This window comes from Pristimantibacillus sp. Z349TD_6, from assembly GCF_056173205.1.
Map to the genome: position 1 here is coordinate 1,500,596 of NZ_CM149662.1, position 17,259 is coordinate 1,517,854.

The following is a 17,259-nucleotide window of genomic DNA, read 5'->3' on the forward strand; positions in this document are numbered from 1 at the left end:
GGTATCAGCCCGCTGGGGAGGATGCCGTTTTTTTCTGATTTTATCATTAGATTTAGCAGAGGCAGATGATCGTGAATACCTAATGGAGCTTCAAAAAAGTACGGTGCCATTCGTATGGGTTTATTGCTTATATGGGATAAACAGACTACGAATCGACGCCAAAATGCGCGTGGATACTGGATTTTTCGACTTTATTTGCGCAAAACTAACTTTAGTTGGTGTTTTTTTAAAAGTCTAGCATTTATGCTAAAGCCCGTATGCAACTATAACTTATTCATGATTTGGGAGTGAACTATTCGTATGGCACAAGGATCAATACTAGTTGGGAAAAAGGTAAAAAGTATTCTAATACGAGTTATGTGTTTCGCATTGATTATTTCATTATTTGGGCCTTTGACGAATGCATCACAGGTATTTGCGGCGCCAGGCTTTAGCGGCGGAACTGGATCTGTTGAGGATCCTTATATCGTTACGACACCTGAGCAGTTAGATAGCGTGCGAAATTATTATTCGGTAAATTTCAAGCTCGGCAGTAATATCGATTTAACGGATTATCTTTCTGAAGGTGAAGGAGGGTACAATGATGGACAGTTTTGGAAGCCCTTCGGTAACTTTTTCGGCACCTTCGATGGTGATGGTTATGTGATTAAGGGACTGAGAACGAATAGAAACGAAAATTATGTCGGTCTCTTCGGACAAGTAGCAGCAGGATCTTTTATAAAAAATATAGGGTTAGAAAATGTGGATATCATAGGTGGAATGTTTACTGGAGGTTTAGTCGGCGGTTTAAGGGGCTCTACATCAGAAGTGTCGAACAGTTATGTTACAGGCGATGTTAAAGGGACGAATTATACAGGCGGTCTAGTAGGGTATAAAGAAGAAGCAAAGATCATAAATAGCTATACGATAACCAATGTTTCAGGTTCTTCTCAAATAGGTGGATTAGTAGGCCTTGAGTATAGAGGTTCGATTACAAATAGTTTTGCTGCAGGTTTCGTCGCAACTGTCAATTTTAGTGGCGGGCTAGTGGGGGGTACTTATGGAGGTGCAGACGCTAGCGTAGACGTGGATAGCTTTTATGATAAAGAGGTTTCAAAACAATATGATAATTCAGGAAAAGGAGCGCCTCGGTCAACTGCTGAGATGAAAACAGAATCCACATTTACGAATTGGGACTTTGACTCAGAGTGGTTTATAAAAGAGGGGAACTATCCTCAACTGCAAGTTTTCTTAGCTGAAACTCCTACAGCGGATGTAGAAGAAGGAGCTGTTGAATGGAAGACGGAAGTGGAGCTTAGCAGTGGGACAATAGGAGCATCTATTTATTATACGACGAACGGCGATGTGCCGACGCTGAGCAGTACACGATACAGCTCGCCTATCGTGGTGACAGATGATATGACGATTAAGGCCATTGCAGTTAAAGGTATGACCTATAATGAAGTTATGATTCAGAGCTACACGATATTAGGGGCAGCAGAAGCACCAACAACGGGAAAATTATCACCAGGAACAAATGTTGACACTACGCGTTTGGATGGTGTTACCGATGAAATGGAGCTTAAACTAAATAATGGGCTTTATACGGCGATTGCAGCTGGCACTGCTTTTATTGACAACCTAAGTGTACAAGTAGGAGATGTGCTATCGCTCCGCACAAAAGCGACATCTGATGAACCGGCATCTTCTGCACAAATATTGACGGTAGGACTTGCGGACATTAAGCCAAGAAGCACAGTGTCCACGCTGACCTCGACAATAGGAACAGTAAGTACTGGCACAACAGCAAATGAAAAGATAACGAACATTCCATATGGAACAACGTTAGCCGAATTTAAGGAAGCAATTATACCAGCAGCCGCTGCGACGTTTGAGGTCTATGAGGCAAATGGAATAGACCAAGCTAACTCATTAGAGACAGGCAACAAAGTCATCGTTACAGCGCAGGATAGAACAACGAAGACTACGTACACCGTAACAGTGCAAGAAGGAGCACCAACAGGGAGTTTATCACCAGGAACAAACGCAGCAACGACACGTTTGAATGGCGTAACAGATAAGATGGAGTACAAACGCAATAGCGGGAATTACGTTGCAGTTGCAACGGGCACAACTACTGTTGATAACTTAAGCGTACAAGCGGGAGACACGATCTCCGTTCGTACAGCAGCAACATCAGAAAACCTTGCATCTGTTGTACAAGTGTTGACGGTTAGTTCAGCGGACATTAAGCCAAATAGTACGGAGTCCACGTTGACCTCGACACTGGGAGATGTGAGCACTGACGGAACAGCAGATGAAACGATAACGAATATTCCATACGGCACAACATTAGATGAGTTTATTGAGGCGATCACTCCAGCAGAGCATGCCACGTTTGTTGTCTATGAGGCGGACGGAATAAAAGAAGCTGACACATTGGCAACGGGCAACAAGGTCATTGTTACAGCGCAGGATACAACGACGAAGACCACATACATCGTTACGATGCAAGCAGCGCCGCCAGCAGGGAATTTGTCGCCAGGAACAAACGTTGGAACAACGCGTTTGAATGGGGTTACAGATAAGATGGAGTACAAATACAATAGCGGAAATGATATTGATTTTGTGACGGCAACTAATTTTGTAGCCATTGCAACGGGTCAGACTTCTGTAGATAACATTAATGTACAAGCAGGAGACACAATCTCCGTTCGTACAGCAGCAACACCAGAAAATCCTGCATCTGCTATACAAGTACTGACGGTTGGATTAGCGGATATTAAGCAAAAAAGCACGGTGTCCACATTGACTTCGACAATCGGAACCGTAAGCACAGGTGGAACTGAAGATGAAACAATAACGAACATTCCATATGGAACAACGTTAGCTGCGTTTAAGGCAGCGATCACGCCGGCAGCCGATGCGACATTTGAAGTTTATGAGGCGGACGGCGAGAATGAGGCAGAAACTTTAGAAACAGGTAACAAGGTCATCGTTACAGCGCAGGATTCAGCAACGAAGACCACTTATATTGTAACTGTGAATACAGCGCCAGTAGTACCAACACCGACGCCAACAGCGCCAACAGGACCAAGTGTACCGATAGTACCAACACCGACACCGATAGTACCAACACCAACGCCTGTTGTCAACAAACCTGTATACAACGACAAAGTGGATAAAGCATTTGTAGCTGAAATGAAAGCAAAGGCTGAAGCAGCAGCTCCAACAGCCTTTAAAGATGTAAAATCAACTTCTTGGAGCTTTGCTGACATTGATTTCGCTGCACGGGCAGGGATTGTAAAGGGGTATGCAGGCGATAAATTCCGTGGTGAAGCGAAAGTAACACGCGGTGAGTTTGCTCAAATGCTTGTAAATGCACTTGGATTCACATCTAACGGAAAGCAAGAGCTGACGGATGCTAAGGGTCACTTTGCGGAGAAAGCAATTAGGGCCTTAATGGAAAACGGCATTATGACAGGATATGCAGATGGCAGCTTCGAACCCAATCGTGAAATTACAAGAGCTGAAATTGCAGCACTATTAGCAAGACTGCTGGATATTTCTCTTTTGAGTACAGAAGCGAAATTCCAGGATATCACTGCGAATTGGGCAGAAGATCAAATCAACGCGCTAGCTAACGCTGGGATTATTAACGGTAAGAATGGACAAAAATTCGAGCCTAAAGCCAATGCTACTAGAGAAGAAGCGGTTGTGTTGATCGTCCGTCTTTTGAAAATGGTACCTACTAATTAAGCGGCATAAGTGAATTTAATAGCAGAATTTCAAAAAGTAGTTCAATGTAGAGTTAGTCTCAAAATAGATAAATTCGCTGTAGAGATAGTTCGATAACAATATTGAAAAGATGGCGTCACAGAGATTTATTTCTGTGACGCCATTTTTCTATTTTTTGCCTGTTGATGCTCTCTTTAGCAAAAGACGGGCAAGCGAATTTTGGCGTAGGATCGAGGCGGGAAATGATGCAATAAGCACGCATAAGTTCTTATAGCGAGAATAAAGGCTAGGTTTGTAGTCTGTAAGCACAGATATGCGCTTATTGAGCTGCTGAGGCGTAGGATCGAGGCGGGAAATGATGCAATAAGCACGCATATGTTCTTACAGCGTGCGAAACGGCAAGGTTTGTGGTCTGTAAGCACAGATATGTGCTTATTGATTTTAGGATACCTCTTTTTTTGCTATATTGGAGCCCTGCTTATGAAAAGATGAATGAACGTAACAATTACGATATAATAGAAATATTCAAATGTGTTTAAAATTTGTTACATACAGGAGAACTTACAATGACTAATAGAGAGAAACACATACCGGTTCATTTGCTGTCTGGCTTTCTTGGGAGCGGGAAGACGACGCTGCTGAGAAGATTGTTGGATTATTACACCGCGCAGGGAATGAAGCCGGCGGTCATTATGAACGAGCTTGGCGATATTAACCTTGATGGTCAGCTTGTAGGGGATGAAGTGCCGATGGCTGAGATGCTAAGCGGCTGTATCTGCTGCACGATGCGGGGCGATTTGGGGATGGAGATCAGCATGCTCATTGACGAGCATAAGCCTGATGTCATCTTCATTGAATCGACTGGTGCTGCCAATCCGATGGAGACGTTGGATGGGATAACCGAGGCAGCGATGTATAAGGAAATCGATCTACGCAGTGTTATCACGATTGTTGATGGCCCTGAGCTGCTCTCGCGGAGCCGCGACGGGAAGGGTCGCACGTTCAAGCTGATGCTGGAGCAAATAAAATGTGCTACGATTTTGCTGTTGAATAAGGCGGACAAGCTGGAGCCGGATCAGCTAGTTGAAGCGCAGCAGCAGCTGCGGGAATTAAATGCCCATGCTCAGATTATAGCAACCGTGCGCTGCGCAATTAACGATTGGAGCTGGCTTGAAACAGCTGAAAATACGGATCGCCATGAACCTGTGCATGCTAGTGATGAAGCGTTAGACATACAAGAGCGCGCATCAGCCGCACATAGTCATAGCCATGACAGCCAAGCATGCTCAGTAGCTGGCTGTACCCATGACCACGGCGATGCCGTTCACTCCCATGATGATGACTTTAGCAGCCACAACCACAGCAGCCATCATCATTCGCATGACCATGTTATGGTTGTGACGCATTATTGGCGCGGCCCTGTGAGCAGTGAAGCCTTTGAATCCCTGCTGCAAAAGCTTCCAGCTAACATTTACCGTGCAAAAGGGATTGTGACGTTCACGGATGCGCCTAGCCGGTTTCTGTTCCAATATGCGTATAAGGAATCTGATTTTATGAGAATCGAGCCGCAAGGACATGTAAACGATGTTGCGGTATTTATCGGAGAACATTTTTCCAAAGAATGGCTGCAAAATGAGCTGGAGCTACTTGAGCAGCACCTGAACATAGAGACGCAGGGGTAATCAACTTGCTGTTGGGATATGTCGAAAATTGCCATTATCATGTCTATTCCAGTGATTGCTTGGGCAAAATAATGCTGACGAGGCATGACCATCGTCTCTGCATCACGAATGTAATAGAAAGGTGTGGCAACAAATGATTAGAAAATGGTTTATTCCTATGGTGGCGCTGCTTGTACTGTTTTCAGTCGCTCCCGTATGGGCAGCGAAGTCGGTAACGGCTTTGCCTGATGCTTCACTAGTGGTTCTTCACCCTAAAGAGTCTGATATAGACAAAGAGCATAAGCATTACAAAGGGAAAATGACTCGCAAAGATTTTGAGGCTTACCGGTTGGAGAAGCTGAAGGAAATAGCGACCTATTTTGGTATTCAAGCCGATGGCAAGTCAGTGGAGCAGCTGAAGAAGGAAGTAGAGGCTGCGAAGCTTGCCAATAAAGATAAATGGGAAGCTTTTAAAGCAGAGCATCAAGCGAAGCGGTTGGAGCATTTGCGTGAGATTGCGAAGGAACATGGCATTAAAACAGAAGGCAAGACGTCGGAGCAGCTGCGGGAAGAGCTATATAAGCTGCATGGCGGAAAAGGCAAACGTCCCCATCGTTTAGAGGATCATGACCGCAGCAGCGAGGATAATGATGTTAAAGAGAAGAACAAACAAAATCAAGTGTAAGTGAGCTATTCCATCGCCTCCTCTGTCATAGACAGAGGGGGCTTTTCTTCGTGTGGATATAATGGATTTAAATTAAAAGTGCTGGACTTTCTTACTAGATATCATACAAATAAGAATAGATGCTATCGACTCTTGTCGTTTCGAAAAATAAAGAAATAAAGTGGTTTTTTGTCGAATTATATAGTGTTATTATCCTATTTTTATCATTGTGTTTGGGTCAAAATGTCAAGTATACTAGAACCGTATCATAATTTGACATATTACGTCGTTTTTTGCTTTCTCCGACAACAAGGGGCTGATAGATCGGATGAGAAAGATTAGGCTAAGCATCGCTCAAAAATTAATATTTTCCATAGGCCTGCTCGTTATTCTTTCATTTGGTCTATTGGTAACCGCTCACCTCATCAAGCTTTATCATTCCAACCTGCGTGAAAGCGAGCTTCTTGCGCAGACGGAATCGATGGCCTACATTAATCCTTTCACTAAAACGATGGATCAAACGATGATGATGCTGGAAACGCTTGAAGTAACCATGACTCAAATGGGCAAAAACCAGATGCAAAATCGTGAATACATAGTTGAGCTACTTAAGCAAATGCTTATCAAGCATCCTGATCTATTAGGCGTTTATACGTTGTGGGAGCCTAATGCCTATGACGGAAAAGATGCATTTTACAAAAATAAAAACAGCTATGACGATGCTACAGGGCGCTTCATTCCTTATGTCGTTCGCGAGGATCAGTCCATTCAATTGCTGGCCATTGCAGATTACGAGGATAAGGAGAAAGGGAGCTTCTATCAAACGCCTAAACTTACGAAATCTTTTTCACTTATAGAGCCATATTCCTATGATGTTGATGGTAAATCAATAATGATGATATCGCTTGTGCTGCCTCTATTAAATGAGCAAAATGAGTTTTTAGGTATAGTAGGAGCAGATATTTCACTTGAATCGATGCAGAAACAGATCGAAGCTTTCCGGCCGCTAGGGGGATACTCCACGATTATTACGACGGATAATCAATATTTGGCTAACGGCAAGTACCCTGAGCTTGTGAACACACCGTATCGGTTATGGTCTAATAAGGCTGAGCTTGAAGCGATGAAAGGGACGGATTCAAGAATTGCCTATACACGAGACTCTCAGGACAAAGAGACCGTGCTGCGTCTGCTTCATCCGATTCTTGTTCACAATGTATTATGGCATATTGAAACAATCATCCCCAAAAAGAACATGCTTTCCAATTACTATAAAAGCCTTTGGGAATCGATGTTCATCACTGGTATTGCTTTATTTTTGATGGCGATTGCCATGGTGTCGCTTGTAAGGAAAATCATTTTAGTTAATATTTATAAAGTTGTACAAGCCACCTCGGCTGTCGCAATTGGAGGCGAAGAACAGCAGTTAACCATTCATACGAATGACGAGTTTGAATACATGGCTAATCATTTTAATCATATGCTTATCCAGCGCAAGGAAGCGGAGAAATTAATTGAATACCAATCGACACATGATCTAATGACGGGACTTCCTAATCGCTATGCTTATCATCGCCATATGGAAGGGAAATTAGCGGAGCAAGACAAGCAACAAGGCCATATCGCTTTGCTTTTCATAGACCTTGATCGGTTCAAAATGATAAACGATATGCTCGATCATACGATGAGTGACCAATTGCTCCAGAAAATGGCGCATCGAATTATGATTACCGTCGGCAGCTCGGGGAGAGTATTCCGCTTCGGGGGGGACGAGTATATCGTGCTGCTAGAGCAAGTTACTTTTCTCCATGCAGCGATGCATAAAGCAGAAGAAATTTTATCAGCTATTTCCCAGCCGATTGGGCTTGAGGATCGGATGTTTTATATTACAGCAAGCATTGGAATGAGCATTCATCATGAATGGACGCCTGCGACTGCAGACCAGCTGGTGAAAGAAGCGGATATTGCGATGTATGTGGCGAAGAAAGAGCGAAATACATGCAAACTATATTCTCCTACGATTAATGATGTAACGAAGAAGGAGCTTATTCTTGAGAGCAGCATGTCCAAAGCGCTGGAGCTGGGCCAATTTATGCTTTATTACCAGCCTAAGGTTGATTTAGCTACTGGCTCTATATATGGGGCGGAAGCATTAATTAGATGGAATCACCCGGAGCTTGGCATGGTGTCACCGCTTGATTTTATCCCGATTGCGGAGAAAACCGGTTTTATTATTTCGCTTGGCGAATGGGTGCTGTTTACAGCTTGCCAGCAAATTAAAGAATGGGAGCGCATGGGGCTGCAGCAGATCTCAATCAGTGTAAATATGTCGATGATCCAATTCCAGCAGAAACAAATCGTCCATACGATTGAAAGAATCATATCGGATGCAGGGATTCGACCTCATCAAATTGAGCTGGAAATTACAGAGTCGATTTTTATGGATAATGCGGCTCACACGCTTAACATACTGCATGAGCTTCAGCAGCTCGGCGTCAAGCTGTCGCTTGATGACTTTGGAACGGGTTATTCGTCGCTCAGCTATTTGCAAAATATTCCGCTGCACACGTTAAAGATCGATAAATCCTTTATAAGCGGCATCGTAAACGATTATAAGAAACAAATGATTTTTAAATCGGTCGTCGTCATCGCTCACAATTTAAATTTAAAGGTTGTGACCGAGGGAGTAGAGACAGAGGAAGAGCTGCGGATTATTAACGACCACCACTGCGATGCTGCTCAAGGATACATTTATAGTCCTCCTGTTGCGGCACCGAGATTTGTACAGCTGTATATGGAACATAATAAGGAAGCCTGATGGATATTCCGTCTCCCGTCAAACGTGGAGGCGGTTTTTTTATTAGACCAGTTTTATTTTCGTATAACCGTTACGTCTTGGGCTTATCGATAAATATGACAATTGTTTGGTAAAATATTGTTGAGCGATAGGTGTTACAAAATGATCGAAGGCATCGTCTTCTTTATAGCTTGAGCAAAAAACGTAAGGAGGTAAACGGAATGGAACATTCGGCGCCGGATTTGTTTCGTCAACAGTTTAATACACATTATCCTTCGGTTAGACGAAAGCTTGTCGCACTTATTCGTGATGAAGCAGCTGCGGAGGATCTTGCCCAGGAAACATTTCTAAGGCTTTACCGGAATCCACCGGATCAGCCTGAAGCAATAGGAGGCTGGCTTCATCGCGTATTAACGAGGCTGGCTTATGATTATATGGATAAAAAAGCACGAGAGCGTGCTCTAACACAAAAACAGGAACAAAGCATACTCGCACAGCCGCAAGCGGTTCAGTCGAATGAACAGCAGTTGATTGATAAGGACGAGCAGGAACGGGTTAGAGGCTGGTTAGATACGCTGCCCGAACGGGACAAAAAAATGCTTCTGCTCCGATATGAAGGATACAGCTATGCGGAAATCGCAGAGCAGCTCCAGTTGCGGCAGCCGCAGGTCGGGACGATGCTGCGCAGAGCCGGGGCTAGGCTGAAGCGCCATGCGCATAAGGCAGAAGGAGCAATGTCTCATGAATGAAGTGCGATGGCCAGCGCCTGCTGCACCTAGCATGAGAGGTCAAAACCTTTTAGGAGGAGTTCAAGATGACAAAAAATGATGAAATAAACAAAAAAGAAGCAGAGCAAATGTCGGCTGCATGGGCGCGTCTAGAGAAACAGCTTCAAGCCTCAGAGCAATCGCCGCTTTGGGAGCAATGGGAAGAACAAGGCAAGCACGCTGCTGAGTTCAATAAGGAGTCAACAGCTGCAGCTAGCGCTGCGCATACAAAAGCTACTACCGCTCAAACGTATCCAGAACAAATGCAAGCAAATGCGGTTCCGCTAGGACGAGCTCGTGCTTCATCCAGTCCAGCTGCTAATAAACCGAATAAAAGTGGAGCTGTAGGCCGCTGGTTCAAAAGGAATGTTGGCAAAACAATAGCGGCATGCGCAGCAGCTGTCATTACGGTGGTTATTGCGACGCCCTCAACAAATGAAGCATTGGCGGCATGGCTTAATACGTTCCGAATGGATAACGTAATGATTGTGCAGCAAAATGATTTGGAGTCGCTCATGAACAGCTTCATGAAGGATGGCGAAACGCGTGAAACCGTTAACCGTTTCGGTACCTTCGAGCAGACGACTGTCGGAAGCTGGTCAAAGATGACCGTAGAACAAGCTACTAAGGAGCTGGGCTTTGCTGTTCCAACATTGACGGTTCCAGAGATTCAGTTAGGTGCCATATCATCGATGTCAGCTCAGACGATAGCCTTCCGCCTAAATGTGGATGAAATCAATAGTGCAATGCGTAAGCTGGGCGCGGATAAGCTGCTGCCGAAATCAGTAGACGGCAAAGCAATTGAATTCAACACAGGCCAAGGCGTAACGATCACGTATGAACCTAAGGAAGGAAGTACTTCAAAGCAAAGCCTATGGGTTGAATATATCAAGCAGCCTAGCATCAAAATGGATCCTTCTGTGGATGCAAAGGATGCCTATGAGGCTATCATTCGCTTCCCAGCGCTTCCTGATCATTTGCGCAAATCGCTTGTGCAAGCATCAAACATGGAAAACGGAGAAATTCCATTTCCGCTCATTACAAATGAAAAGCCGGAGAAAATCGTTATTGAAGGGGTTGATGTATATTTGAATCAATCTTCTGACCATAGTTACGCAAATGCGATGTGGCTTAAAGATGGCGTTGTAGCAAGCGCACACTTTAACGATTTTGAGGACAAACAAAAAGTACAGTCGCTTATTGCGGAGCTGATTCATCCATGAGTGCTGTTGCTATTGAAACCATCGGATTATGCAAGGATTACGGTGAAGGACGAGGCTGCCACGATGTTACACTGACGATTAGAGAAGGGGAAGCCTTTGGCTTCCTCGGTCCTAATGGAGCGGGAAAAAGCACGATAGTGAAAATGCTCACAGGCCTTATTAAACCAACCTCAGGTAAAGCTCAAATCTTCGGACAGCCTTCAGGATCAATCGAGGCTAGACGGAGATTTGGCTATTTGCCTGAGTTGTTTCGTTATCCGGATTGGTTGACGGGCGAAGAGGTTTTGGCTTTTCATGCAAAGTTGTGTGAGCTCGACCGCTCTATGGCCAAACGACGCATTCATCAGCTTCTCGACGATGTGGGCATTGGCAGCCGGGGAAGCGACAGGCTCAAAGGGTATTCGAAGGGGATGCAGCAGCGGCTTGGACTCGCATGCGCGTTACTCACAAATCCGGATATCGTTTTTCTTGATGAGCCGGCTTCAGCGCTTGATCCCGTTGGCAGGCATGAGGTGCGAGATTTGCTTGCTAGGCTGAGAAGCCAAGGGAAAACGATCTTTCTTAATTCGCATTTGCTTGAGGATGTGGAACAGTTATGCGATAAGGTCGCTCTACTGAATAACGGTAAAGTACTGGCGGAGGGAAAGGTATCCGATGTGCTGAGCTCGCAGTCGAGCTGGCGTTTGCGTGTCAGCGGTTATACCCCTTTAGCAGCTGAACGTATTCAGCAACTGCTAGGCGCGAATGTGATCGTGTCGAACGCTGAGCATGATGATGCATCTGTATGGCTTGAGATTGAGCTGGAAAATGATGAGCAAATAGGATTGGTCAATTATATTCTTATTGAGCTGGGATTGACGCTGTATGAGGTTGGGAAATTGCAATCACGGCTCGATGAGTGGTTTATGCAGGCCGTAACGGGCCTTGAGCATAGGGGGGAGCGCAGATGATCGCGGTTTGGGGCCTAACTTGGAAGGAGCTCGTTCGTAAAAGAGTGACGCTTATGACGATCATCATGACGGTTCTCTTCTGGATTGCTTACTGGTTTATTGCTGATGCTATCGCCGGCGGCGAGGTGAATGTTGCGACTTCTATGAACTTATTCGAAAATTTTGCCCGCAGTGCAATGATTATGACATTAGGTTTCTTCTTTGGCGCTTTTGCCGTTGCCTTCCTTTCTATATTCAGCTCCGTTGCGGCTGTGACAGGGGAAGCAGAGCAAGGCGTTCTTCAATCCGTACTCGCAAGGCCCATTGCGCGCTGGAAGTGGTTTTTGGGCAGATGGCTCGGCTTTGTCAGTTATGTTGCGTTATATGCATTCCTGTTATTCAGCTCAATTATTCTTATCAGCTGGGCAGAAACTGGCGTCTTATTCAGCATGATGGTGTACTTCAAATCACTTTTGTTTTTTATGTCTGTTATTCCGCTATTAGTATCCTTAACGATGCTCGGCTCCTGTTATTTAAGTCCTTTGGGAAACGGCATTTGGATGACGATGCTCTTCGGTATGGGCTGGCTTGGCAGTACGATTGGCCGGTTTATGAGCACAGGTAGGATTCAAATGAAAGGGATGCAAACACTTGAGACCATCACAGGCTTAATTAAGCTGGCTATGCCGGCGGATACGTTGCAGCAGCGCATGCTTAACGAATTATTTTCAATCTCTGAGCTTAGAGGCTTATATAACATTAACGCAGAGCTAAGTATTTTCTCTATTAACGGAGCGGCATCAAATTCCTTTTTAATTTATTGCGGTATTTACACGGCTGCGCTGCTCGGCATAGGTATACTAATTATGAAGCGAAAAGATTTTTAAGCGGGGCTGCCCCTTTTTGGAGGAGGCAGTCGACTGCTTTTTTTTATGTCTTTATAGAGGAGTGGATGCCATTAAAGGGAAAAACATCAGTAAAGATTAAGTGGGGAAGCCCGCATAAATAGTATGATTTTTGTTGAAAATAAAAGCTTCTCTTTCTTTGGAAAATCCAATTTTCTCGGCAACACGAATGGACGCTAAATTATTGGGGTCTATAATACTGATCAATTTTTGCAAGCCTAAGTGATGAAAACCAAATTGCTTGCAAGCCATGGCTGCTTCAGAGGCGAATCCTTTGGACCAATATTTTTTATTTATATGGTAGCCGATTTCTACCTCAATTGTTCCATCGATCGTTTGTTTAACAAGGCCACAATCACCGATTAGTTCATCCGTTGCCTTTAAGCAGACTCCCCATAAACCAAATCCATCGTTTTTGTATCGTGCTTCATTTCTTTTTATCCAATTTTGAGTTTCTTGGATAGTAAATGGTGCTGGATAATTAGCCATCGTTTCGGGGTCAGAAAAAATAGCATGTAAACCTTCAAAATCATCCTCTTTGTAGCATCTCAAATATAATCGATTCGTTTCAATCACAACCATATATTTACCCCTCCTACGATGAGAATTAAATAATTCCACTAAATTATAACAGTAGTTATTCATAAATTCACCGATAATGCTTCTTCTTCGTTAGGTATGAAAAGTGATTTAAATAAAAATGCAATAGGGTGCTTGTGGACTTTGCGAGCGTCTGCTAAACTAAAGTTGTTATTCAGTAAATTTATTAACTAAATTCGGAGTGTGGCATGGCAACGATAAAAGATATTGCGCAGGAGGCAGGTGTTTCAGCTGCTACCGTATCCAGGGTTTTGAACAATGATGTCACCTTGGCAGTAAGTGAGGAAACGCGTACACGAATATTCAGCATTGCCGAGAAGCTGCAATATAAGCCGTCCAGGCTGCGAAGAATGAAGAAGGAAGAGCAGCTCTCGCGTCAGCAAATCGGTTTGCTTATGTGGTCGACACTGGAAGATGAGCATGATGATCCTTATTTCTCCTCCATTCGCAAAGGCATTGAAACGCGCTGCGAGGAGCTTGGAATCAACATTGTGAAGGTGCTTCGCGGCAATAGTCGAGTGGAGATGCAGTCGTTCAACGAGCTGGATGGTGTGATTGTTGTGGGCTCCATTCATGATGAGGATGTTAATCAGTTGTATAGCAACGGAAATCGGCTTGTATTTGTGAACCATTCAGGCGAGCTGTATGAGTATGACACCGTAAAGCTGCATTTTGAGCAAGCAACCCGAGCAGTAATCAAACATTTTAGAGAACTAGGACACCAAAAAATAGGCTACATCGGCGGGAATGATTATATCCATCGTCTGAATCGTCAATTTGAAAGTACAGAGACGGATGAGCTTCGCCGTGTTTTTTTCGAGAAGGAGATGCGTGAGCTCGGTCTTTATGATGAAAATTTCGTCATTAAGGCATATTGGTCTTCAAACAGCGGATATGAGGCGATGAATCAGATGCTTCAGCAAAGCTCGAGGCCAACCGCTTGTTTTATTGGAAGTGATCCGATGGCTGTAGGTGCTTTGCGCGCGCTGCATGAGCATGGTCTTCGAGTGCCTGAGGATATGGCGATTGTAGGTTTTGATGACATTGAAATCTCTGCATTTTTGAATCCGCCGCTAACGACGGTTCGCGCGCATACTGAGCATATGGGCAGAACGGCGGTACAACTGCTGCTTGAGCGGATCGAAGGCCGCGAGGCAGCTGTTCATATGACCGTCAATACGACGCTCATTGTACGGGAAAGCTGCGGCAGCTCTGTGAAATCGTAAGTATTCATTTATATAAACTTTTAGGAGGTTATTATTTTGTCTATTCAATATGATCAACAGCTATCGGTATTCCACCTGCAAGCGAAGGATACAAGCTATGTTATCCATATTACGAAATCAGGATATCCTGCACATGTCTATTGGGGCAAAAAAATTCGCGGCGTGCAGCTGGAGCGTTTATTTGAGCTTAAGGAGCGGGCTTCATTCACGCCTAGCACAGAGCTGGACCAATTGGAACTGTCGCTGGATACGCTTCCGCATGAGTATCCTGCATACGGCAACTCTGATTTCCGCATGCCTGCATTCCAGGTCAAGCTTCCAAATGGAACAACAGTAACGGATCTGCGCTTTGATTCGCACCGCATTGTGGATGGAAAGCCGGCACTTGCTGGATTGCCTGCAACGTATATTGAGAACGACTCCGAAGCACAAACGCTTGAAATCACGCTGAAAGATGATCTGACAGGCTTGTCCGTCATTTTGTCTTATACCGTATTTGAAAACTACGATGCGATTACTCGTTCCGCTAGAATCGTCAACAACGGTACAGCTACTTTGGATTTACAGCGTGCGTTCAGTATGAGTTTGGACTTTGCGCATGACAACTTTGAGATGCTTCAGCTCTCTGGTGCTTGGATTCGTGAGCGCCATATTCATAAGCGCAAGCTTGAGCCGGGTTTGCAATCGATCGAGAGCCGCAGAGGTTCAAGCAGCCATATGCAAAATCCGTTTGTCGCTTTGCTCGCTGAGGGTTCTACCGAGGATCACGGCGATGTATACGGTGTAAACCTTGTGTACAGCGGTAATTTTACGGCTGGCGTCGAGGTGGATCAATTCCATGCAGCAAGGCTATTCATTGGCATTAACCCATTCGACTTTAATTGGCGATTGGAGCCGGGCGAGGAGTTCCAAACGCCAGAGGCGGTAATGGTACACTCTGAGCATGGCCTCGGTGGCATGTCACGCAGCTTCCATGATTTGTACCGTGCTCGCTTAATTCGCGGCACGTTCCGTGATCAAACACGTCCGATACTCGTCAACAACTGGGAAGCGACGTATTTTAACTTTAATGCGGATAAAATCGAAGATATTGCGCGTGCCGGCAAGGAGCTTGGCATCGAGCTGTTCGTACTGGATGATGGTTGGTTCGGCAAACGCGACAACGACACAACTTCGCTCGGGGATTGGTTTGTTGACCCGAAAAAGCTGCCAAACGGCTTAGAGGATTTGGTTAGCCGGGTGAAGCGTCTAGATATGCAATTCGGCCTTTGGTTCGAGCCGGAAATGATTTCGCCTGAGAGCGAGCTGTACAAAGCTCATCCTGATTGGTGCTTGCATATCGACGGCCGCAGACGGACACAAGCGAGAAATCAACTCATTTTAGATTTGTCACGCGCGGACGTTCAACAATATATCGTTAAGTCGATATCGGATATTCTTTCAAGTGCGCCGATTACGTACGTGAAATGGGATATGAATCGCAATATGACAGAGATCGGTTCAGCACTTCTGCCTGCAGAGCGTCAACGCGAGACCGCTCATCGCTATATGCTGGGTCTCTATTCCGTGCTTGAGCAAATTACGTCTGCTTTCCCTGATGTATTGTTCGAGAGCTGCTCTGGCGGCGGCGGCCGCTTCGATGCGGGCATGCTTTATTACATGCCGCAAACATGGACAAGCGACAATTCGGATGCGGTATCTCGCTTGAAAATTCAATACGGAACAAGCATCGTTTATCCGGTTAGCGCGATGGGCGCTCACGTATCAGCCGTGCCTAACCATCAAGTGAACCGTATAACATCCCTAGAAACTAGAGGAAATGTTGCTCTATCTGGAAACTTTGGTTACGAGCTTGATCTTACTCAATTTACGGAGGAAGAGAAGACGACCGTTAAGGAACAGGTTGCTCTTTATAAGGATGTAAGGCATCTTGTGCAATTCGGAGATTTCTATCGTCTGCTTAGCCCGTTCGAAGGCAATGAAACGGCGTGGATGTTCGTTTCCAAGGACAAAAAAGAAGCATTTGTAGTGTTCGTTACTGTTCTGCAAGAGCCAAATCTGAAGCTTAATCGCTTCTGCCTCAAAGGCCTTGATCCGAACCGCGATTACAAGCTGCTTGGTGAAGAAACGGTATATGGCGGCGATCAGCTGCTTTATGCTGGGCTTGCAACTCCGCAATTTTATGGCGATTATGCAAGCAAGGTATACCGATTCCTCGCCGTGGAATAAACGATCTAAACTAAAGGGGTTATCTCAAAAGTGGATTTCATTACTTTTGAGGTAATCCCTGTTTTGTTTTAGCTTAGGTGTGAATAAAAAAATAGCGATGCAGGGTCGTCCCTGTACCGCTATTTATTCCTTGTTCAAAACGAGCAGACTTCTGCTCGAATTTTCACTTCTATTATGTACTATTGTACTAGCCGCTCATAGAAGTTGAAGCTGCTGCTGCAATAAAAATAACAAAAATGATGATGTAAATAACGAGAATGATTGCCGCCCAAATTAATGATGCTTTAAAATAGTTTTTCTTCGTTGGGTTGCCTTCACCAAACGCCCATACAAACATCATAATAACATTAACGATCGGAATGATTAAAATGAGTGTAGTGAGCATCCACTCTTTAATTGTAATGACAGGCGACATTTCCTGATTTTGTTGATGCCCGTATCCTGGTACACCGGGATTTACGGGGGGTTGCTGATAGTTATCCATTCTTTCTCTCCTCTGAGTTCATAGTGCTGTAACAATTTGGTCACAAATTGATTATAT

General features: G+C 44.7%; 12 protein-coding genes. 10 read left to right on the plus strand and 2 right to left on the minus strand.

Annotation, left to right across the window (positions count from 1 at the left end; translation table 11 throughout):
• The first annotated feature begins 300 nt into the window (after nucleotides 1-300).
• From AC0VYE_RS06445 to AC0VYE_RS06480, 8 genes are all read left to right on the plus strand, one after another.
• The gene (locus AC0VYE_RS06445) at nucleotides 301-3,738 is read left to right on the plus strand and encodes an S-layer homology domain-containing protein (protein ID WP_475446818.1); all 3,438 of its coding nucleotides are present in this window, start codon (nucleotides 301-303) and stop codon (nucleotides 3,736-3,738) included.
• Nucleotides 3,739-4,283: 545 nt separating this feature from the next.
• Nucleotides 4,284-5,399 carry a CobW family GTP-binding protein gene (locus AC0VYE_RS06450; RefSeq protein WP_475446820.1) on the plus strand — a complete coding sequence of 372 codons (1,116 nt, stop codon included), beginning with the start codon at nucleotides 4,284-4,286 and terminating at the stop codon, nucleotides 5,397-5,399.
• A 133-nt stretch (nucleotides 5,400-5,532) separates the two neighbouring features.
• The gene (locus AC0VYE_RS06455) at nucleotides 5,533-6,063 is read left to right on the plus strand and encodes a hypothetical protein (protein ID WP_076269760.1); all 531 of its coding nucleotides are present in this window, start codon (nucleotides 5,533-5,535) and stop codon (nucleotides 6,061-6,063) included.
• A 307-nt stretch (nucleotides 6,064-6,370) separates the two neighbouring features.
• Nucleotides 6,371-8,860 (plus strand): EAL domain-containing protein, encoded by a 2,490-nt coding sequence (locus tag AC0VYE_RS06460; protein WP_475446822.1) that lies wholly within the window; start codon nucleotides 6,371-6,373, stop codon nucleotides 8,858-8,860.
• 200 nt (nucleotides 8,861-9,060) lie between these two features.
• Nucleotides 9,061-9,588, plus strand: a complete 528-nt coding sequence (locus AC0VYE_RS06465; protein WP_475446824.1) for a sigma-70 family RNA polymerase sigma factor — start codon at nucleotides 9,061-9,063, stop codon at nucleotides 9,586-9,588.
• A 65-nt stretch (nucleotides 9,589-9,653) separates the two neighbouring features.
• On the plus strand, nucleotides 9,654-10,829 hold the full coding sequence (locus AC0VYE_RS06470; protein ID WP_475446827.1) for a hypothetical protein: 1,176 nt from the start codon (nucleotides 9,654-9,656) through the stop codon (nucleotides 10,827-10,829).
• Entirely contained in the window at nucleotides 10,826-11,779 is a 954-nt protein-coding gene (locus tag AC0VYE_RS06475; RefSeq protein WP_475446829.1) for an ABC transporter ATP-binding protein, read from the plus strand. Before AC0VYE_RS06470 ends, AC0VYE_RS06475 begins: the two co-directional genes overlap by 4 nt.
• Nucleotides 11,776-12,645, plus strand: coding sequence for an ABC transporter permease subunit (locus tag AC0VYE_RS06480; RefSeq protein ID WP_475446831.1), 870 nt, complete (start codon nucleotides 11,776-11,778; stop codon nucleotides 12,643-12,645). The genes AC0VYE_RS06475 and AC0VYE_RS06480 overlap by 4 nt, the downstream gene beginning before the upstream one ends.
• 96 nt (nucleotides 12,646-12,741) lie before the next feature.
• Here AC0VYE_RS06480 and AC0VYE_RS06485 read toward each other — a convergent pair whose 3' ends face one another.
• Entirely contained in the window at nucleotides 12,742-13,245 is a 504-nt protein-coding gene (locus AC0VYE_RS06485; protein WP_475446833.1) for a GNAT family N-acetyltransferase, read from the minus strand.
• A gap of 206 nt (nucleotides 13,246-13,451) precedes the next feature.
• On the opposite strand from AC0VYE_RS06485, the gene AC0VYE_RS06490 reads away from it, so the two are divergent.
• Nucleotides 13,452-14,489 (plus strand): LacI family DNA-binding transcriptional regulator, encoded by a 1,038-nt coding sequence (locus tag AC0VYE_RS06490; RefSeq protein WP_475446835.1) that lies wholly within the window; start codon nucleotides 13,452-13,454, stop codon nucleotides 14,487-14,489.
• Nucleotides 14,490-14,525: 36 nt separating this feature from the next.
• The gene (locus AC0VYE_RS06495) at nucleotides 14,526-16,718 is read left to right on the plus strand and encodes an alpha-galactosidase (RefSeq protein ID WP_076269768.1); all 2,193 of its coding nucleotides are present in this window, start codon (nucleotides 14,526-14,528) and stop codon (nucleotides 16,716-16,718) included.
• Nucleotides 16,719-16,905: 187 nt separating this feature from the next.
• On the opposite strand, the gene AC0VYE_RS06500 is transcribed toward AC0VYE_RS06495, so the two are convergent.
• Entirely contained in the window at nucleotides 16,906-17,202 is a 297-nt protein-coding gene (locus tag AC0VYE_RS06500; RefSeq protein WP_076269769.1) for a hypothetical protein, read from the minus strand.
• Between the last annotated feature and the right edge of the window lie 57 nt (nucleotides 17,203-17,259).